General features: G+C 61.3%; 22 protein-coding genes and 2 pseudogenes. 15 read left to right on the top strand and 9 right to left on the bottom strand.

The genetic code is table 11. From position 1 onward, the window contains the following. Positions 1–336: 336 nt before the first annotated feature. Complete coding sequence (locus ACFQDL_RS15945; RefSeq protein ID WP_379909908.1) at positions 337–786, bottom strand: PACE efflux transporter; 450 nt, start codon at positions 784–786, stop codon at positions 337–339. A 226-nt stretch (positions 787–1,012) separates the two neighbouring features. On the opposite strand from ACFQDL_RS15945, the gene ACFQDL_RS15940 reads away from it, so the two are divergent. From ACFQDL_RS15940 to ACFQDL_RS15895, 10 genes and pseudogenes are all read left to right on the top strand, one after another. Next, complete coding sequence (locus tag ACFQDL_RS15940) at positions 1,013–1,645, top strand: thermostable hemolysin (protein ID WP_379909907.1); 633 nt, start codon at positions 1,013–1,015, stop codon at positions 1,643–1,645. Next, positions 1,635–3,059: an AMP-binding protein gene (locus tag ACFQDL_RS15935; RefSeq protein ID WP_379909906.1), complete on the top strand. Its 1,425-nt coding sequence runs from the start codon at positions 1,635–1,637 to the stop codon at positions 3,057–3,059. Before ACFQDL_RS15940 ends, ACFQDL_RS15935 begins: the two co-directional genes overlap by 11 nt. Before the next feature lie 70 nt (positions 3,060–3,129). Then, on the top strand, positions 3,130–3,696 hold the full coding sequence (locus ACFQDL_RS15930) for a TenA family transcriptional regulator (RefSeq protein ID WP_379909905.1): 567 nt from the start codon (positions 3,130–3,132) through the stop codon (positions 3,694–3,696). Then, complete coding sequence (locus tag ACFQDL_RS15925; protein WP_379909904.1) at positions 3,693–4,469, top strand: SDR family oxidoreductase; 777 nt, start codon at positions 3,693–3,695, stop codon at positions 4,467–4,469. The genes ACFQDL_RS15930 and ACFQDL_RS15925 overlap by 4 nt, the downstream gene beginning before the upstream one ends. Then, complete coding sequence (locus tag ACFQDL_RS15920; RefSeq protein WP_379909903.1) at positions 4,466–5,101, top strand: tetratricopeptide repeat protein; 636 nt, start codon at positions 4,466–4,468, stop codon at positions 5,099–5,101. Before ACFQDL_RS15925 ends, ACFQDL_RS15920 begins: the two co-directional genes overlap by 4 nt. A 92-nt stretch (positions 5,102–5,193) precedes the next feature. Beyond that, positions 5,194–5,496, top strand: coding sequence for a DEAD/DEAH box helicase family protein (locus ACFQDL_RS15915; RefSeq protein WP_379909902.1), 303 nt, complete (start codon positions 5,194–5,196; stop codon positions 5,494–5,496). A gap of 44 nt (positions 5,497–5,540) precedes the next feature. Then, the gene (locus tag ACFQDL_RS15910) at positions 5,541–5,837 is read left to right on the top strand and encodes a hypothetical protein (RefSeq protein ID WP_379909901.1); all 297 of its coding nucleotides are present in this window, start codon (positions 5,541–5,543) and stop codon (positions 5,835–5,837) included. 17 nt (positions 5,838–5,854) lie between these two features. Further along, positions 5,855–6,471 (top strand): annotated as a pseudogene (locus ACFQDL_RS15905) (AAA family ATPase); the annotation flags it as partial. Between the two features lie 108 nt (positions 6,472–6,579). After that, complete coding sequence (locus tag ACFQDL_RS15900) at positions 6,580–7,917, top strand: Lon-insertion domain-containing protein (protein WP_379913114.1); 1,338 nt, start codon at positions 6,580–6,582, stop codon at positions 7,915–7,917. Then, complete coding sequence (locus tag ACFQDL_RS15895; protein WP_379909900.1) at positions 7,865–8,335, top strand: hypothetical protein; 471 nt, start codon at positions 7,865–7,867, stop codon at positions 8,333–8,335. The genes ACFQDL_RS15900 and ACFQDL_RS15895 overlap by 53 nt, the downstream gene beginning before the upstream one ends. 57 nt (positions 8,336–8,392) lie before the next feature. On the opposite strand, the gene ACFQDL_RS15890 is transcribed toward ACFQDL_RS15895, so the two are convergent. The 7 genes from ACFQDL_RS15890 to ACFQDL_RS15860 form a co-directional block, all read right to left on the bottom strand. Further along, entirely contained in the window at positions 8,393–8,818 is a 426-nt protein-coding gene (locus ACFQDL_RS15890) for a hypothetical protein (protein WP_379909899.1), read from the bottom strand. Positions 8,819–8,993: 175 nt separating this feature from the next. Then, a complete protein-coding gene (locus tag ACFQDL_RS15885) occupies positions 8,994–9,971 on the bottom strand; it encodes a M14 family metallopeptidase (RefSeq protein ID WP_379909897.1) in 978 nt (325 codons plus the stop codon). Further along, on the bottom strand, positions 9,971–10,627 hold the full coding sequence (locus tag ACFQDL_RS15880) for a hypothetical protein (protein WP_379909896.1): 657 nt from the start codon (positions 10,625–10,627) through the stop codon (positions 9,971–9,973). Before ACFQDL_RS15880 ends, ACFQDL_RS15885 begins: the two co-directional genes overlap by 1 nt. 104 nt (positions 10,628–10,731) lie before the next feature. Then, positions 10,732–11,145: a glutamate-cysteine ligase family protein gene (locus tag ACFQDL_RS15875; RefSeq protein WP_379909895.1), complete on the bottom strand. Its 414-nt coding sequence runs from the start codon at positions 11,143–11,145 to the stop codon at positions 10,732–10,734. Beyond that, positions 11,061–11,459 (bottom strand): hypothetical protein, encoded by a 399-nt coding sequence (locus tag ACFQDL_RS15870; RefSeq protein ID WP_379909893.1) that lies wholly within the window; start codon positions 11,457–11,459, stop codon positions 11,061–11,063. The genes ACFQDL_RS15875 and ACFQDL_RS15870 overlap by 85 nt, the downstream gene beginning before the upstream one ends. Positions 11,460–11,585: 126 nt before the next feature. Next, positions 11,586–12,173, bottom strand: coding sequence for a CBS domain-containing protein (locus tag ACFQDL_RS15865; protein ID WP_379909892.1), 588 nt, complete (start codon positions 12,171–12,173; stop codon positions 11,586–11,588). Between the two features lie 64 nt (positions 12,174–12,237). Further along, positions 12,238–12,594, bottom strand: coding sequence for a hypothetical protein (locus ACFQDL_RS15860; RefSeq protein ID WP_379909891.1), 357 nt, complete (start codon positions 12,592–12,594; stop codon positions 12,238–12,240). 162 nt (positions 12,595–12,756) lie between these two features. Between ACFQDL_RS15860 and ACFQDL_RS15855 the strand changes: the two genes are divergently transcribed. Then, a complete protein-coding gene (locus tag ACFQDL_RS15855) occupies positions 12,757–14,058 on the top strand; it encodes a DEAD/DEAH box helicase (protein ID WP_379909890.1) in 1,302 nt (433 codons plus the stop codon). Between the two features lie 72 nt (positions 14,059–14,130). On the opposite strand, the gene ACFQDL_RS15850 is transcribed toward ACFQDL_RS15855, so the two are convergent. Further along, positions 14,131–14,655: a DUF3750 domain-containing protein gene (locus ACFQDL_RS15850; RefSeq protein WP_379909889.1), complete on the bottom strand. Its 525-nt coding sequence runs from the start codon at positions 14,653–14,655 to the stop codon at positions 14,131–14,133. A gap of 1,053 nt (positions 14,656–15,708) precedes the next feature. Here ACFQDL_RS15850 and ACFQDL_RS15845 point away from each other — a divergent pair. The 4 genes and pseudogenes from ACFQDL_RS15845 to ACFQDL_RS15830 all read left to right on the top strand — a co-directional run bounded on the left by ACFQDL_RS15845 (position 15,709) and on the right by ACFQDL_RS15830 (position 19,381). Continuing rightward, the gene (locus ACFQDL_RS15845; RefSeq protein ID WP_379909888.1) at positions 15,709–18,006 is read left to right on the top strand and encodes a PKD domain-containing protein; all 2,298 of its coding nucleotides are present in this window, start codon (positions 15,709–15,711) and stop codon (positions 18,004–18,006) included. Further along, positions 17,898–18,320 (top strand): annotated as a pseudogene (locus ACFQDL_RS15840) (PKD domain-containing protein); the annotation flags it as partial. The gene ACFQDL_RS15845 and the pseudogene ACFQDL_RS15840, both read left to right, overlap by 109 nt. 396 nt (positions 18,321–18,716) lie before the next feature. After that, positions 18,717–19,037, top strand: coding sequence for a FlgD immunoglobulin-like domain containing protein (locus ACFQDL_RS15835; protein ID WP_379913112.1), 321 nt, complete (start codon positions 18,717–18,719; stop codon positions 19,035–19,037). Continuing rightward, positions 19,037–19,381: a hypothetical protein gene (locus ACFQDL_RS15830; protein WP_379909887.1), complete on the top strand. Its 345-nt coding sequence runs from the start codon at positions 19,037–19,039 to the stop codon at positions 19,379–19,381. Before ACFQDL_RS15835 ends, ACFQDL_RS15830 begins: the two co-directional genes overlap by 1 nt. Positions 19,382–19,383 lie beyond the last annotated feature (2 nt).

Genomic DNA, 19,383 nt, shown 5'->3' with positions numbered 1-19,383 from the left:
TTATCCACCCCGTTTCAGGCCAGTAACAACGGGCTCTTCCCGACACTGGTGAATCTTCGTTCAGCACCAGGAAGCAGGCAAAAATAATTTCCTTGACAGTGTCCCCAATTGCCTAATTAGTCAGCGTTTTATTGAGCTTTTCCGGCTCGGGTAGAGGGTCCATTTCCAGCTCCTGTCAAGATTGACAACCCCGCTTTTTACCCTTCGCTTCGCTACCGGTAGATAACGTTATACACAGAAACAGTGGATAACCTTTGGGGAAAACTCGGGACAACCCGGATCTGAAAACAGAAAAGCCCGCAACGGCGGGCTCTGCGGGCGACCACGACAAACTGCTCAAGAACGACACGATTCGCACAGGATACTTCGCGCCCCGGGCGGCACCGGATACACTCGATCGTATGCCAGGTTGTAGAGATAGGCATAGACCAGATAAAACAGCACCATCGCCAGATCGGTCACCAGCGCTTGCCAGAGTGTCATCTCCAGCCACCAGGCGATAATCGGCAGGGTCACCACCAGCAGGCCACCCTCGAACAGCAGCGCATGCAGCACGCGGTCGACCTGGCGCTTGAGAACGCTTCCCCGCCGGCGCAACAGCCAGAGATCGAACAGCCGGTTGTAGTAGTAGTTCCAGACCATGGCCAGCACCGAGAACGACAGTGCAAGCAGTCCGAACCGATGGGGATCGAGGCCGAAGAGCCAGCCGCCCAGCAGCATGAGCAGCAGCAGGCCGATCAATTCGAACCCCACTGCATGACGTATCCGATCCGATCGACTTCTCATTTCCGGCTCCTTTGAAGCTGAGGTTACAGGCCCGGATACTATCGCTTTGACACCGGTAATTTAAGTTAATAAATATCGCTTTTAGCGATAGATACGCTGCGTATTTTCTGCACTGGCCTTGATTTCGACCGGTGCGAGAGCCCCTGGTTCAGGGCGCTTTTCCGACCTTAAGCTTCCTTTAAGACTGCTGCCGCATGCTGAGCGCCATATCACTGGAGAACGCCCCATGCAGGTCATGACAGCGCCGCACCTTCTCAGCCTCGTCCGATGTCCGGAAGGAAGCGCCACCTTCGAACGGGTCAAGCGCTATGCCTGCACCCGCTACGCCGATGTGCACCAGGCACGGCTACGCCACTTTCTGCCGCTGCAGATCCTGCTCGGCGACGAACGGCACTGGCTGGCGAGCTGCGGTCTCAGAAGTGCCGACAGTCATTCGCTGTTCCTCGAGCAGTATCTGGATCGGCCGGTCGAACGTGCGCTCGGCAGCGTGACCGGCAACAGCCTTGGGCGTCGCCAGATCGTCGAAGTCGGCAACCTGGCCGGCGAGCCCGGCAGTGCGCGCCTGATGATCCTCAGCCTGACACGCTACCTGGCCCAGAGCGGTGTCGACTTCGTGGTCTTCACGGCTACCCGCGAGCTGCAGCACGCCTTTTCCCGGCTGGGTCTGGCGACCTGGTTCCTGGCCCAGGCCAGTCCCGAACGGCTGGGCGACGAGGCCGCCGACTGGGGCCGTTACTACAGCCACGCGCCAGCGGTCTTTGCCGGCTCCGTTGCCCTCGGCTGGCTGGCCATTCAACAGCAGCCCCTGCTGATGCGCATGCTGCGTTCTGTCGAGCCCGGAGTTGCCGATGCTGTTTGAACACCTGGCCCGGGTCCTCGCCGGCAACCCCCGGGCACTGCAAACCGAAGACCGGATCATCCCGGGCCAGGCGTTGCTGGACAGCGTGGATACCTTCACCCAGGTTCTCGAGCGCCACCGCATACGCCGTCTCGGTCTGCTGCTCGACAACGAACCGGCCTGGGTCACAGCGGACCTGGCCGCGCTTGCCGCCGGCATCGTACTGGTGCCTGTTCCCGGATTCTTCAGCCCGGCGCAGCGCCGGCATCTGATCCGGGATGCCGGTCTCGATGCGGTACTGGCGCCACAGGCAATGCCGGACGCCTCGGCCAGGCTGGAGACCGAACTCGGTATACTGAACCGGTTCGAGCCGCAACAGCCCACCCCGCTGCCGCCGGGAACCGCCAAGATCACCTACACGTCCGGGACCACCGGCAAGCCCAAGGGTGTCTGCCTGTCCCAGGCCAACCTGCTGGCCGTATCCCGGGCACTGCACGAAGCGACGACCCTGGCCGGAATCGAACGCCATCTCTGCCTGTTGCCGCTGGCTCTGCTGCTGGAGAACCTGGCCGGCCTCTACGTGCCCTGGCTTTCGGGGGCGAGCGTTATCCTTGAACCCATGCACCGGCTCGGCGTTCGCGGAGCCTCCGGGATCGATGCGCCGACCATGCTGAATGCACTGAGCCGGCTTCAGCCCCAGAGCCTGATCCTCGTACCGGCACTGCTGCCGGTGGTCATGGCCGGGCGACGCAGGCAGTTGCCGGACCGTTACCGCTTTCTCGCCCTCGGGGGCGGTCGAACCGCCGAACGGCTGCAACAGCAGGCCCGGGCGCTCGGACTGCCGCTGTACGAAGGCTATGGCCTGTCCGAGGCGGCCTCGGTGGTGGCGATGAACCGGCCCGGCGACAGCCGCCCCGGCACCGTCGGCCGCGTCCTGCCCCATGTCGAGGTCCGCATCGGGGCGGGCAACGAGGTACAGGTGCGCGGCAACAGCTTCCTTGGCTACCTCGGCGAGCCGCCCGTCTCGAACGACGGCTGGCTTGCCACTGGCGACCGGGGCCGACTCGACAGCGACGGCCATCTCAGCATCGAGGGGCGCTGCAAGGCTACCATCGTCACGGCGATGGGACGCAATGTGGCCCCCGAATGGCTGGAAGCCGAGTTCTGCGCACTGCCCGGCGTACAACAGGCTTATGTCTATGGCGACGAAGTCCGGGGGATCGGGGCCCTGGTGGTCACCGACAGTCATGACCCGGAACAGCTGCGCAGCCTCGTCAACCGACATCTGCCGGACTATGCACGGGTGGGGGCGATCAGGACCACGACTGCGCCCTTCACCACCGAACGACAGGAACTGACCGCCAATGGCCGCCTTCGCCGCCAGGCGCTGGCCCAACGCCTCAAGGAGACCCCATGGGATTTTTCGACCGTTTGAAACAGGATACCGAGGCGCAAAGGCAGTATCTGCTGAGCGCCCCGGCCATCCTCGCCTGCCAGCAGGGGGCGTGACCCGGGCGCGCTACCTCGCCTTTCTGCACAACGCCTACCATCACGTCAAACACACGGTGCCGCTGATGATGGCCTGTGGCGCTCGCCTTGGCGATGACCGTGAATGGCTGCGACAGGCGATTACCGAATACATAGAGGAAGAATACGGCCACCACGAATGGATTCTCGATGACATCGCGGCGACGGGCGGCGACCGCGATGCCGCGCGACGTTCGGCGCCCGGTTTCGAGACTGAAATGATGATCGCCTACGCCTACGACAGCATTCAGCGCGGCAATCCGGTCAGCCTGTTCGGCATGGTCTGGGTGCTCGAAGGCACCTCGGTCAGCCTGGCCACACCGCTGGCCGACCTGATCCGGGAAACGCTGTCGCTGCCGGCTTCGGCCTGTCGCTACCTGTACTCCCACGGCGAGCTGGACCAATCCCATATCCGCTTCTTCGCCGGTCTGATGGACCGTATCGAGGACCCGGCGGACCAGGCCGCCATTGTGCACATGGCGCAACGCATGTATCGCCTGTACGGCGACATGTTCCGCAGCCTGCCAATGGAGGAAGCGGCATGAAGGATATCGTGCTGACCGGTGCCACAGGCGGCATCGGGCGTGCCATCGCGCACCGGCTGGCCGCGGATGGCCACAGACTGACACTGATTGCGCGCAGTCCGGAACGTCTGCAGGCCCTGACCTCCGTCCTGCCGGGCCAGCATCGCCTGCTGGTACAGGACCTCACAGACCCGGATTCGGGCAAACGCATTGCGGCCGCACTGGCCGAGCAGTCCCAGGTGCCCGATATCCTGATCAACGGTGCCGGCATCCAGCACCTCGAAACCTTCGCCGGCAGCGACTGGAACGACCTGGAACGGCTCCTGCGTACCAATCTTCTGGCGCCGATGGCACTGGTCCACGCGCTGCTGCCGAAGCTGAAACCCGGTAGCCATATTATCAATATCGGCTCGGTATTCGGAGAGATCGGCCACCCGGGCTATGTCGCCTACGGTGCGGCCAAGGGCGGTCTGAAACGCTTCAGCGAAGCCCTCGGCCGCGAACTTGAGGACAGTGGCGTCCAGGTATCCTGGCTCGCTCCACGGGCGACCGACACCCCGCTCAACAGCCCCGAGGCGGTGGCGCTGAACCGGGCACTGGGCAACAGGGTCGATGACCCCGAGGTCGTGGCAAAGGCGGTGTCGAAACTGATCCGGCAACCCCGGTCGAGTCGCGTCATCGGCTTCCCTGAATGCGTCTTTACCCGTGTCAACGCCCTGTTGCCGCGCCTGGTCGACGGTGCCATCAGCAAACAGCTCGCCACGATCAAACATCATATAGGGGACAAGCCATGAAGAAACTGCTTACCGCGGCGCTGCTGGCACTGGCCAGCAACCCGCTGCTCGCATCGCCGCTCAACGAGTATCAGGCACGCTGGGCCGAGATCAAGTATCAGCTCGACGAGCAGCGACAGGAGAAGGCGTTCGCGCACCTGAGGAACGAGATCCGCCAGGAGTTGGCCGTACGGCCGAACGACCCGCCCTTTCTGATCTGGTCCGCGATCATCAGCGCCAGTTACGCCGGGGCCCGGGGCGGACTCGGTGCACTGAAATATGTCAAGGAAGCCAGGAGCGAGCTGGAGCAGGCCCTGACCCTCGACGACGACGCCCTGGACGGTTCGGCCTATACCTCCCTGGGATCGCTCTATTATCAGGTGCCGGGCTGGCCCATCGGCTTCGGCAATGATGACAAGGCCGAAACCATGCTGCAAAAAGCCCTGTCGATCAATCCCGACGGGATCGACCCGAACTTTTTCTACGGCGACTTCCTGCTCGGCCAGAAGCGCTACGCGGAATCCGTGCGCTACCTGGAGGCGGCGCTCAAGGCGCCGGAACGGCCGGGACGCGGCCTCGCCGACAAGGGACGGAGGGAGGAGGCCCGTCAGCGGCTGGAACAGGCCAGACAGGGGCTCGCGGCCGCGCACTGAGTCCGGCCATATGCCGCTATACTGACCGGGTACGTTGCGAAGCCTCACCTGAGGGTCTACACAGAAGACACACTGTTGCGGAGTAAGACCCCATGCCCCGAAAGCCGCTAAGCGCCGACCAGCTTTACCATGCCTGTGATCTGGGCGATCTCGCGTTCGAGACCACGGACGACCTGCAGCCGGACTATTCGGCACTGGGCCAGGACCGCGCCATCGATGCCATCCAGTTCGGTATCGGCATGGCCCACAATGGCTACAACCTTTTCGTCAGTGGCTCGGCCGGCATCGGCAAACACCTGCTGGTGTCCCGTATCGTCAAGCAGGAAGCGGCCCGGGGCGCCGCCCCTTCGACTGGTGCTACGTCAACAACTTCGACGAGCCGCACCAGCCGCTGAGCCTGAAGCTGCCCCAGGGCCTCGGCCACCGCCTGCGCCAGGATATGCTGCAGCTGATCGAAACGCTGCTGACCCGCATTCCGGCGACCTTTCAGAGCGACGACTATCGCAGCCGGATACAGGAACTGCAGGACGACTTTCAGCAGCGCGAGGATAAAGGTTTCCAGGAGCTCGCCGAACAGGCACGGGAGCAGCAGATCACCCTGCTGCGCACGCCCCACGGCTATACCCTGGGGCCGATGCGTGACGGCAAGCTGCTGACGCCGGACCAGTTCAGCAAGCTGCCCCCGAGGAGCAGGAGCGGATCAAGGAGGCGATCGAAAAGCTCAATGCCGAACTGACCGAAAGGGTCAAGCAGGTGCCCAAGCTACAACAGCAGGGCCTGGAGAAACTGCGCGAACTGGAGCAGGAGTTCACCCACCTGATCATCGACCCGGAAATCCATAAGCTGCGCAGCCGTTACGGCGACTACCCCCAGGTGCTGTCGTTCTTCGACAAGGTGCATCAGGACCTGATCGAGAACGTTGACGACTTCCTGCCACAGGACAAGGGCGAAAACCGCCCGGCCCTGCACAAGCTGGCCCGCTCCCAGGCGTTCCGCCGCTATCGGATCAACGTGCTCGTGGGCAAGGCCTCCGGCCAGGGGGCCCCGGTGCTCTCCGAGGATCTGCCCAGCTACCAGAACCTGATCGGCCGTATCGAATACAGTGCCCACATGGGCACCCTGATCACCGATTTCACCATGATTCAGCCCGGCGCCCTGCACCGTGCGAACGGCGGCTATCTGATCATCGACGCGCGCAAGCTGCTGTCGCTGCCGTTCGCCTGGAAGGCCTCAAGCGCGCACTGCGCAACCGTGAGATCCGCATCGATCCACTGGAGAAACTCTACGGCGCCGTGACCACCCGCTCCCTCGAACCGGCGGCCATCCCGCTGGATGTGAAGGTCCTGCTGATAGGCGATCGCCGGCTCTACTACCTGCTCAAGGCCTACGATCCGGACTTCACCTCGCTGTTCAAGGTCTACGCCGATTTCTCCGAAGAACTGGATCGCGAGAACGACAACCTGCGACGTTATATCGGCATGATCTGTGCGCTCTGCCACGAAGAGAAACTGCTGCCGTTCGCCCGCGGTGGCATCGAGCGCGTGATCGAGCAGAGTTCACGCTATGTCGACGACAGCACGCGGCTGTCACTGCACCGCGGCGAGATCGTCGACCTGCTGCGCGAGTCGAACTACTGGGCCCGGCAGCGTCATCAGGACAGGATCGAGGCCGCCGATGTGGCGCAGGCGGTCGCCACGGCACGCCACCGCAACAGCCAGTATGCCGAGCTGATGCTGCGCCAGATGGAACGTGGCACCCTGATGATCGATACCGAGGGCGCCGTCCCCGGCCAGGGCAACGGTCTGACGGTCATCCAGATGGGGGACCACAGGTTCGGCCGGCCCGCCCGCATCACCGCCACGGCCCGTATCGGCAGCGGCCGGATGATCGATATCGAGCGCGAAACCAAGCTTGGCGGTGCCATCCACAGCAAGGGGGTGCTGATCCTGTCGGCCTTCCTCGGCAACCGCTACGCCCGCAACTCGCCGCTGTCGCTCAATGCCAGTCTGGTGTTCGAGCAGTCCTATGGTGCCGTCGAGGGCGACAGCGCCTCGGCCCTCGAACTCTGCACCCTGCTGTCGGCCATTGCCGGCGTGCCGCTGAAGCAACAGTTTGCGGTCACCGGCTCGGTCAATCAGCACGGCCGGATCCAGGCGATCGGCGGGGTCAACGAGAAGATCGAGGGGTTCTTCGAACTCTGCAGCAGTCGCGGCCTGAGCGGCGACCAGGGTGTCATCATCCCGGCGGCGAACGTCGAGCACCTGACGCTGCACAGCGAGGTGGTCGAGGCGTGCCGGGACGGACATTTCCATATCTACGCGGTCGCTGAAATCGACGAGATGCTGGCGCTGCTGACCGGACAGGATGCCGGCGAGATGGATCGCGACGGTCTCTATCCGCCGCGAACGCTCAATGGCCGGGTACAGCGGCAGCTGCAGGACTGGTACGAGACCGCCCGCAAACAGCACTCCCAGGAGAACGGTCGTGACCCGCCGCCTGGTGCTGACCCTCGAAGCCGGTGCCTTCGATCCCGGCAGGCTGGAGCGCTTCGTGCGACTGGCAGCGGAGCTGGGCATCGATCTGGAAGCCCTGCTGATCGAGGATCAGGACCTCCATACCGTGGCGGGTCTGCCATTCTGCCAGGAAGTGATACGCCACACGGCGCGCTCGCGCCGGCTCAGTCAAGACCGGCTCGAGCAGGCGAGCCGGCAGCTGTCGCAGGAGCTGCAGCGGCAGCTTCGGCAACTGGCGCAGCAAAGCGCCGTGCAATGGCACCTGCGCACTTACCGTGGTCACTGGTTCGAGGGGCTTGGTAACAACTGGGCCCAAACCGAACTGCTGGTGCTGGCCCGCACCCGGCCCCAGTCGCTCGCGCCGCCTCCCCGCGTCGCTGCAACCACGATCGCGGTCGTCTGCGGCGGCAAGGCGCCGTCGAGCCGTCGGGCGCTGCAGCTTGCCGCCCGACTGGCCAGCAGCCAGCACCAGCCCCTGCTCGTCCTTGCCCTGCCCGACTGCCCGTACCGCAGCACGCGGGAACTGTTCGGCCTGCTGCCCGGGCAGGGACCGTTGCGCCTCGAAGCGCTGACGACCGAGGATCCCTCCGAGCTGACCGGCTGGCTGCCGGCAACGACCGACACCCTGGTACTGCCTCGGGACTGGATCTGGCCAGGCGGCCGGCCCGCGCCCCATCCCCTGCTGGAACTCCCCGGCATTCAGGCACTGGTGGTGCGCTGAGGATCAGAACATTTTCCGGAACCGGGGGTCGTTCAACCATCACCCATTTCCCGGTTATTAGCGGCGGTGATCGAAGTGCCTGCGGCCATCGCGGAAATAACGGAGGCGGGAATCGTGGTGGCGGTCATGGATGCGCGAACCGCGCCGACCGTCATGTATTGCGCCGCCATGACGGCGATGATGATGATGACGGAAGTCATGACGGTTTCTGTGCCGGTCGAAACCGTATGGGCGATGGCCGAAGCGCTTGTGGTATCCGTGTTTGTGGTATCGGTGCTTGTCGTAGCGATAGTAGTGACGGGTATAGTGCGGTCGCGTCACGATGTAGCGATCCCGATAATAGGGTCCGCCGATATAGAGGCTGAAACCGTCGCCGTGGATGGCAGCCCCCTCGAACCAGATCCCCACATCCACATCGGCCTGCGCCGGACCGGTCAGGAGGCACAGAGCCAGCGCGCCGGCACTGAGCAACCGAGCCTTCATAGGGCACCTCCTTTGGTAGCTGTACCCGTATGACTGCGCCATGGCCGACGAGTTGCCGGATCATTTTTCAAGGCCGTTTAAGCCGAAGTTCAGCGGGCAACTGCGCCTCTTCAGTTGTCGAGAATGGTATGACCGGTTTCCGGCGCGGCGTACAGCAGACAGTCGCTGCGCGCGATCAGGGGATTGTCGGTGACCATGAAAAGCTTGATCGGCTGGGCCGCATAGAGGCAGTGGCCGATGCAGTTGAAGTATTGCGACAGCACATCGCCCCCGAAGCGTCCCGCAGACGCAGCCGGGAACGCCCCCGGGGGCCCAGCCAGAACAGGAAAGTGCCGGCGCCGACCTGACCGAAGTTGTAGCGCTCCAGGTGACGCGGTACCGTGATATCGGCGTCCGGGTCGGGCTCGTCGGCGAAGCGAATCTCGGTCTCGGGGGACAGCTCCAGCCGCACCGGATGATGATAAAGATCCAGGTGCAGTCCCGCGGCCGGCAGCTGCAGCACCTCGTCCTGCTGCAGATACCGCAGCACCCCCTGTACCGCCAGCCGGTCCGCTGCCGGATCCCGGTTGCCGCCGCACTCGATGGTCACCACCGGAAATTCGGGCCGACTGATCTCCATCAGCGCGCCGAGGCGGATATCGGTAATGATCAGGCGACGCGTGAAAAGCGCCACCAGCGCCTCATGGGCGGGGTCCTCGTGGGTCGCCACCCCGAAGGCCGGGTTCATGCCGGTCGTGTTGTGAATATCGATCATGCATTCGGGCTTGTATTCCTCGAGCAGTTCCAGCAGCTGCTCCGCCACCCGGCCCGGGCGGTCGCCGAAAGGCGGACGGAAACAGCGATTGATGTCCCGCTCGCCCGGCAACTGACGGTGACTGAACAGCGGGTCGGCCAGTGCCGTCGACACCGACAGTATGAACAGCAGCATCCGTACCCGCGGCCGTTCACCCCGGCGCAACCAGCCATGCAGGGCCCGAAGTCCCGAGAGCTCGTTGCCATGCAGCAGGGTGCTGAGCGCACGGCAGCGATCATTGTCCTCGCCGTCGACGACGATCAGGGTAGGACCGTCGAGCTGACGCAGGAAATCCTGCGGTGTCCGGGCGATACCGGCCGGGTCCGGATTGTGCTGGATACTGATTCTGTCGTCCTGCATCACCTGATATCCGTCCATTCCGCTACGGGCCGGTTGACACCGGCATTGGCCCGGTAGCATTCCAGCATGGTTTTCAGCGCCCGCTGCCGGCTCAGGCGCCGCGACAGCCGGGCGACCTGGTCGAGCTGCCAGGTCGCGCCGGTTCGCCCACGCTCCAGGCGGTTGCGCACCAGTTCGATATATCCATCCCGCTCCGCGGGCGCGATGCCGATCCGCTCGAGCCCCCGCTGCGCCAGCGGCAGCAGATTGCGCACCAGCTCCGTCGCCGAAAGCTCCACCAGCCGGCGATCGCTGAACGAGGGCCACAGCAGCCGCGCATTGATGCCGTGCTCCGCGGCCCGGTAGAAATTATGCGACAGCATCGGGAAAGGCAGCGCCGGCATCAGCTCGCGAATCTCGTCACGCAGGCCTTCCGCCAGCCCGACCAGCAGCGCCGCATTGGCCATCATGTCGCAGGGCGTGGGCCCCGCCGGCAGCGCCCGCATCTCGACACGCAGGTGACCGTCGCCGGCGTCATCATAGATCACCCGGTTCCAGGACCAGACGGTACCATGGTGCAGCCGCAGTTCCTGCAGTCCCGGCACGGCGCCGTCCCGCACCTGCGCCAGGGCATCTTCGCCGTCGTTGCAGATCGGCAGAATCGGCGGGTGCAGCAATACCGATTCGGCAAAGAGTTCGTAGGCCCCGTCCCTGACCCAGCCGGTGCCGAATCCGACCCGGGAGGCCTTCTGCGCGCCGTGACAGTCGCGGGTGGAGCCGTCTATGGCATGCTTGAACAGCGGGATCCGGGTCTCGTGCCAAAGCCTGTGCCCGAGTAGAAAGGGGAGTTGCCGGCCACCGCCAGTACCACCGGCGTGACCAGCTGAATGGCGTTGTAGATATCGGCGAACTGGCGCGGCGCCACCCGGTAATGCAGCTGCATCGAGGTGTTGGCCCCCTCGAGGGTGACATCCCTGGCCCGCAGCGTGATCGGCTCGGCACCGTTGATCCGCACCGTGAACCTTTCGCCGCGAATACGCGCCAGGCCTTCGGTCAGAGCCTGGTAACGGCGCTGTTCACTCATCACCTGGGGGCCAAAATCGCTGCGTCTCAGGGTCGGCAGTATGCCGATCGCCAGTACATGCCCGTGGTGCCCTTCCGCCTTTTGCTCGAGCTCGCGCAGTATGCCCACCATTTCCGACTCGATCCGCGAAAGGGCCGGCCCCGGACCGGGACCGGTGTCAGGTTGTACTCGAGGTTGTAGCGGTTGAGTTCGAGGGTCAGCCGGGGATCGTCGATCTCGCCGAGAATCTCGCGGTTGACCGACAGCGGATGGCCGTTTCGATCGACGATATAGAGTTCGAGTTCGGCGCCGAGCGAGGCCGGTCCCTTGCCGAATCCGGGTTTCTGCAGCAGCAGTTTCAGCGCCTCGAGATTGTTGTCGAGGCGCTGATTGAAGCGGCGAAACTCCTGCGCGGTGAAGCTGGACTTCTCGATCTCGAGTCCCATCGCTGTCCTGTCTGTGTGAAAGTATCCCTAAAGCGTAGACAGCGAAGCGGATCGGCTCCAGCGATTGAATCTCGGCCCGCCCCCTGAGGGGGCCGGACAGCAAGGGAACGGGTTCCGACGCCGGGATCAGGCGGCGCCATTGCGTCCGTACAGCACATCGACGACCTCCCGGAAACTGGTCGCCCGCTCGGTGATCGCCACCGGGATGTGCAGCTTGCGGGCGATATCGCTGGCGGAAATGATGCCGCAGATGAGCGACTCATCGGGTTTGACCACCAGCATGTGCTGGGAGCCCACATCCTGCAGAGTCTTGAGCACGTCGCCGATGCGACTGCCTTCGATCTGCTGAATCGATAGACCGGAGAGCTTGTCACGCGGTGTCATCAGGTCGGCGACGGTCAGCTCGTCACGCCGCTGCCCGAGACTCTGCGCCATGCTGAGGACCTTGCGGCTCTCGAGGTCGGCAACGCTGATGATGCCCTTGAACTGTTCGGCGCCATCCATGACGATCACCGAACGGACATGGGCCTTTTTCATCAGCAACAGCGCATCATCGATGCCCACATCGAGCTCCAATGCAAAGGGACGGGTGTGATCGAAGCGTGTCACGATGTCGCTCGCCGGGCTTTCGAGACTCAGCGATTCGGTTTCCGGATGGGACAGCCGGTGATAGCTGCCGAGCGATACGGGTTTGAGTTCGTGGTAGGTTTGCATGCCATTGGCCTCCCTCTGGCCAGCGCCAGAGCGACTTGAACGAATGAAAAAAGAAGCAGACAGTTCAGGCTGAGAGGGAGTTGGGCGGAGCCCGGGCCCGGGCATGGATATGAAGACGAAAGCCCCAGCCAGCAGAGGAGCCGGCTACCGGTGCATCGAACCACTGCGGAGCCGTCTGCGCCCACCGACCCGGCAGGCCGTCATCGTTGTCGACATCGACCGGCTGCCCCGTGTTTCCCTGGTCGCCGCCCTCTGGTGCCAGCACGAACACCGGCACCTTCTGGGCCACCGTATCGGCCAATGCTGTCGCCGCTGTCGATCGCAAGGCAATCAGTGCCAGAAAAAGCGCCAGCGCCCAGAAGGCGGGGGATTTGACGAGAGAGCCGGTCGAACGTTGCCGCTCCGGCAGGAGACTGATCATCGGATCCTGATGTCCTTTAAAATGACAAATCCTCGGTATTTATCCTGCGCCCGAACGGAGCCCCGGTCAATCCCGCCGACAAGGCTTGGGGGTTCGCCGCGACACTCCGTTTCCGCTATCATGGGCTCTTCTTCAGACCGCTCCCGCCGCTGACAGGTTCCGATGAGTACATTCGATTCCCTTGGCCTTATCGAGCCGCTGCGCCAGGCGCTCGCCGAACTCGACTACCGCCGCCCGACCGCCATTCAGACCCAGGGAATCCCCGCGATCCTGGACGACCAGGATCTGGTGGCCGAGGCCCAGACCGGCACCGGCAAGACGGCCGCCTTTGCCCTGCCGCTACTGCAGAAACTGGCGACAACCGAAACCGATGTCGAACTCCGCCTTCCGCGGGCACTGATTCTGGTCCCGACCCGCGAACTGGCCCTGCAAGTGTGCCAGAGTCTCGAAGCCTATGGCCGCTACCTGACGCTGGTGCCGGTTGCGCTCTTTGGCGGTAGCCGCATCGACAACCAGATCCGGCGCCTCGAGCGCGGCGCCGATATTCTGGTGGCGACGCCGGGCCGCCTGCTCGACCTGCTGCAACAACGGGTCACCGAGTTGACGCAACTGGAGTTGCTGGTGCTCGATGAGGCCGACCGGATGCTGGACCTGGGCTTTATCGCCGACATGCGCCGAATCCGGGAACAGCTGCCCGAAAAATGCCAGACCCTGCTGTTTTCCGCGACGCTGTCCGCCGCGGTGGAAAAGCTGGTGCCGGATTTCCTGCACCGCCCCCACTGGGTCCGGGTCGACCGGCGCAACTCGGCCGCCAGGACCGTGCTGCAGTTCGCCTATGCCGTCGATCAGCGCGACAAGGCCGATATTCTCGCCTACCTGATCCAGGGCGGTCAGTGGCAACAGGTACTGGTATTCACCCGAACCAAGAAGCGTGCCGACCTGGTGGCGGAGTACCTCCAGAATGAGGCGATCAGTGCCGCCGCACTGCATGGCGACAAGCCCCAGCGCGAGCGTCTGAGAGTGCTGTCCGGCTTCAGCCAGGGGAAAATCCGGGTACTGGTCGCCACCGACGTGGCCGCCCGCGGGCTCGATATCGATGCCCTGCCCCGGGTGGTCAACTACGACCTGCCCAACGAACCCGAAGCCTACATCCACCGCATCGGCCGTACCGGCCGCGCGGGCGGCAAGGGCCAGGCAATTTCGCTGGTGGCACCGGACGAAAAACGCTACCTGCTGGCGATAGAGGCCGCCATCGGCCGCCCGCTGCCGCTCAAGCCGGTTCCCTTCCACGGCCAGGACATGGCGGAGGAGGACTCCCCGGCCAGACGTACGCCGTCACAGACCCGCCAGCGCGCCACCAAGGTCGCCAAACCAAAGGCCCGCCCCAAACCGCAGCCCGCGGCCGACGATACCGGCGGCCGCGCCGTGCGGCCTTCGCTGCTGTCAGGTGGCAAACGCAAGTAGGAGCGCCGCCCCGGTGCGAATAACCACCGTGCCGGATGGGTTCGCCTCGCGGGCGAGGCTCCTACAAATGTTTCAGTCCGCCCAGCCGCTGCCGATGGCACTGAACGGCAGCTCGAGGCCGAGCTCCGGCACCTGCTCCGCCACCCAGGCCGGAAAGGTGTTGCTGTTGGGGCCCGGGAAAACGCGGTATTCATGCTTCCAGGGATAGGCCTGGGCGGCACCGTCGACGGCCTGGATCAGGCGATCGACACCGGGCCCGCGACGATCCAGCAGCAGCTCGGGGCGTTCGCCGAACCAGTAGCGGTCCGGATGATCCTGCTCGACCCTGAGTACCGGCAGCCCGCGCCGTTCGCGCCAGCCCACCACCTCGTAGACGGTATACTGACGGGCATTGCTCGGCTTCACGGCAATCCAGGTATGGATGGCGAACCAGCCGCGCCAGCCCCAGGCCGGCGCGCCATAGACCTGTATCACCGCTTCGGGGGTCGTTGCCGGATCCGGCGCGATACCCGCCGGCGCCCGGCTGGCGTCACGCCAGTCGCCGTTGGCACAGCCGCCGAGCAACAGGGCGGCAACGAACAGCAGTCCGAATCGCATTACAAACCTCCGAATTCCGTCGGGTCCAGAGCAGCCTGGCGGATCATCCTTTTTACGCCGGTCCTCAGGCCGGTACGTCTATCTTCGACCGGGCTGCGGCCAATGTAAATCGTCTCATCCATCCTCACCTCGTACCCGTAGCCAGCGTTCAAGTCTTGTGCGGGCCCGCGCGCCCTTGATAGAAATATCGCCGAAGCGCTATCGCCAGAATGGTGGACGAGCCGAGTTTAGGTAGAACTGCTCGTTTCATACAGGCAGGTTCGGCCGGCCAAGAATTAAAGTTTCCAACACCAAGATGAACTTTAGAAAATCCTAACGGCCAAAATCCAGTAAAATCAGAAATTAAAGAAACTGTTTCTACAAATTCTGCGAGGATACTGCAACATCTAGACTAGACAATAATTTACACGTGTAAACCTGACATAATATTCAAATAAATCAAAGCATTATCGACTTAAGTTATCAGTGAATGTCACTACCCACTTTCATCTCCATTACAGGCAAACAAAATCACAGTCCACATAATGCATTGAAATATAAAAGCTTTCTTAACTTAAACTTTTATACTGTATATGAACAGAGACACCACAATCACCACAAAAGCCAAAACCCTTAAAAAAAGACTTAAATATCTTACAGTTATATAATTGGAATAATATTTGTATAAAACTAAGCGTCTTATTACAATGCTCACACAAATAAATTAGTTAATGTCCGAAGTATACTGATAAAGTTTATTGACACTAGCACGAAGCAGCGTCTTCTATTAAACCGGCAATAAAATACCGTGCATTCAGAGGGGCCGGGCATGGGCTAAGCCGCACATGGAAGTGCGCAACAGGCCATTGTGACAGGGACCTAGCACCGGCCTGCGTGACCATGCCCGGCTCCGGCCTAGCTTGGTAATCTCGGTAAAATACTGCCTAGTTAATAGTAACTGGTAGTAGCTGGTCAGATGCTCAGAAGTCAAGACGTCTCAGGTGATCGTGGGTCGATTCGTGACGTATTACGACCTAAACGTATCTGAAAACAACCTCCTGAAGGAGGAGTACGATGCAGATACCGAAAAGATGCACGCAGTATGCTTTGTACTTCGCTATGTCAGCGTTACTCATGCTGTTCGACTCTTTGTTGCCCGTTTATGGTGAAACGATTGTCTTTGGCCCCGAACAATTCGACAGAGGCCGAGCCAAGCCTCGACCCGAGGTGAGGCACTTTTCGATCTGGAATCCGGACGACGACTTCACACTCATTGTTCAGAACGGTGACGGCGAGGACGAATCAACCCGTGTCAGCAGCGCAATTATCACGATAAATGGTATTCAGATTTTAGGTCCGGAGGATTTCAGCAAGCAGGTCGATCTTATCGAGATCCCCGTATCGCTTGCAGACGGCAATGAGATCGTCGTGGAGAATATCGAGATCAGAGGGGAGCCTGGTTCTTTCCTTATCGTTTCGATATTCGGGACAAACACAGCTCCCATCGCAAATGCGGGCAAGGACAACTCCGCTCTCACGGGGGTTTCTTTTTCATTGGATGGCAGTAAGAGTTTCGATCCCGATGGCGATGCGATTACATTTGGCTGGTCGGCAGTCGGAGCTCCTCCAGGCAGCACAGCGACACTTCAGGATACAGCGAGCATCAAGCCTAGTTTCATACCAGATCAGCCCGGCGACTATGTCTTCGAACTTGTTGTCAATGACGGTGAGGTAGACAGCACACCCGACCAGGTTACTGTGACTGCCGTGGCAGATATCGCTCCACCAAATGCCGACGCAGGTGAAGATCAAAACGCCTTGATCGGCATACCGGTGCTTCTCGACGGTTCCAACAGCCAGGATCCCAACGGATTTCTACTGAGCTTTACATGGATCTTTGAGTCGCTGCCGCCTGAAAGTGCATTGACCGACGCGGACATTGTTTTCGCAAACACGCCTGCTCCCCAATTTACCCCGGATACAGTCGGTAACTATGTTCTCAGATTGGATGTCGGCAATGGGGCAAGCAACGACACGGATCGGGTCCAGATCATCGCCAGCGAGTCGAATGTCCCTCCCAATGCAGATGCCGGGCCCGACATAGCCGTCAGAACGAGCCAAGCGGCAAAGCTGGACGGCTCCGGAAGTACCGATCCCGATCAAGGGCCTCTACCTCTCGCGGATTCTTGGAGTCTGATCGGTCGACCCGACGGGAGCACATTGACCAGCGCGGACCTTATCCCTTCTGATCAGGCAATAACGACGCTCATTCCCGACGTCGAGGGCGACTACCTCGCGCGTTTGAAGGTCGATGACGGCGAAGCCAGTGACGAGGATAACGTCCTTATTTTTGGCGATAACACAGCACCTGATATCGGATTCTTATCGCCAGTAGAGGGATCGACAGTCACCTCGATGCCTGAAATTCGCGTTTTCTTTAGCGATGACGGTTCAGGGCTCGATTTGAGCTCCTATCAGACCACGATCAACGGCATCGATGTCACTTCTGGCACTTTTGTATCCCCGTACGGCGCCAGCTACACACCCGCGGCTCCACTTCCCGTTGGCGAAAACGAAGCGACCGCGCAAATCGCGGACCTCGCGGGTAATGTACAGACAACGATGATTACCTTCACCGTCGGCGGCTTCGCGGCGATTGCTGACTGCGCCCCGACCAGTGGTGAAGTGCCACTTGCAGTACGCTTCCGCAGCCGTGGCGAGTTCGACGGCGGCAGCATCGTTTTGTATCGCTGGGATTTCCAGGGTGATGGAGTCTTCGATACTGTCGACTCGGTCGCCAAAGACTACAGCTTTACCTTCAATACTCAGGGTACTTTCAATGCCGTGTTGGAGGTCACCAACAACTTCGGTGATACCGCGACGGATACCTGCACCATCCAGGTCGGCGGCAATGCGCCGATAGCGATAGCCAACGCGAGCCCCTCCAACGGCCCTGTCCCCCTCGATGTCAATTTAACCTGCACCGGCAGTGATGCCGACGGCACCATTGTGCTTTACGAGTGGGATTTCGATGGCGACGGGTCTTTCGACTACAGCAACCCGAGTTCGGGCTCGGTCATGCATACATATAGCCAGGAGGGTACCTTCGTCGCGCTATGCCGAGTCACCGACAATGATGGCTTGACCGGCGAAGCACGCACAACCACGACCCTGATTCGCCCCGCTCCCCAGGCTCTCCTAGCGTTACCGCAACGGCATCGCCGAGCAGTGGCAGCGCCCCACTGGCAGTCTCTTTCAATGGCAGTGCCGTTGATGATGGAAGCATCGTGCTATGGGAGTGGGACTTCGACGGCGACGGGCTGTTCGACTATTCATCCCCGAGCTCCCCGGCCACCAGCTTTACCTACGTGAATGCGGGCATCTTCGCCGCCGCACTGCGAGCCACTGACGATGAAGGTAAAACTGGCATCGATACTACCGAGGTGATCGTCAACCTCACTGCAAACCTTTCGATCCCCGACAACACTTTCGATCCGTCACTTGGAGAGTCCGGAGTGATCAATACCTCACTAACGGCAGGAGTCCCTGTGCGAATCCTGCTGAAGGATCAGGAGGGACAGCTCGTAAGAACACTCGTCAATGAGTTCCGCGCTGCGGGCAATTACCAGGATCCCTGGGATGGACGGAGCGACGACGGCAACCTGTTACCTGAAGCGCCCTATTATGCGGTTCTGGAATACGATTTCGGCCCCGAAGTACGCCGTGTCGACTGGACCAATACATCCGGCGGCGTCCGTTACAATCCCTCCAGAAATTCTCTACCGCGGACTTTCAGCCCGTTTGAGGATGATCTGCTGGATATCAACTTTACCATCCCCGCGAACCGTGGCGCGTCTGAAATTCTAGCATTTATCGGTCTCTTCTTCACCGATACCCGTTTTATTACGCTGCTCAACCGAATTCCCCTTGGCGCTGGAACGCACACGATACATTGGGACGGCCTCGACGCCAGTGGCAACTTCGCGGTAGCGCCACCGGGAGATTTTTTCCTGTTCGGGATATTCGGCTTTACGCTGCCCGATAACGCGATATTCCTTCAAGCCGCGCCGGTGATCTCGAATATGCAGGTAGATCCCAATTTCTTCGACCCAGCCACACCAGACTTCCTGACGCCGAATGCGCCTGTCGCTACCGTCACATACGATCTAGACAAAACCGCGACCGTGGAACTGACGGTTACCAACCTGAAAACAGGGCAGGTACTGAAACGGATCACGCAGCAGGCCGTTGCGGCAGGAACGGGACATACAATCGCCTGGAATGGTCATGCCGAAAATGGCCTATTTGCCGACGCGGGCGATTATCGAATATCGTTGCGCGCCACTGATTCGACGAGCAGTGAATCTATAACGCGCTATGCGCTGGTAAGGGTGTTCTACTGATGAAATTCCGAATTTCAATAATACTTACAGTCATATGCGTTTTGTTGCCGTTGGCTTATCAATCCGCACGGGCGGAAACACTTACTGTACAGACCTATGTGGAATTAACCATCGCACGCATGCAGTTGGCACGGGATAGTTGGCAAGCTAATGGACGCAGTCCAACTGCTGAAGAGATGGACGTGCTCTGGCAACAGTACTCAACGACTGAAGAAGACTATCTGATGTTTCCCGGGAAGCAACGAGCGGCGGTCAATGACTATCTTGCAGCAAACCCGGAAAGCCAAACGACAATTGAACAACTCAGGGCAAGTATTGAAGCGCTGATCGAGCAAGCGGAGTGACG

The organism is Marinobacterium aestuariivivens, from assembly GCF_042661465.1.
In the GTDB taxonomy this organism is placed as follows: domain Bacteria; phylum Pseudomonadota; class Gammaproteobacteria; order Pseudomonadales; family Balneatricaceae; genus Marinobacterium_A; species Marinobacterium_A aestuariivivens.
Note: the sequence above shows the minus strand (reverse complement) of the source record. Positions and strands in the feature narration are given on the sequence as shown.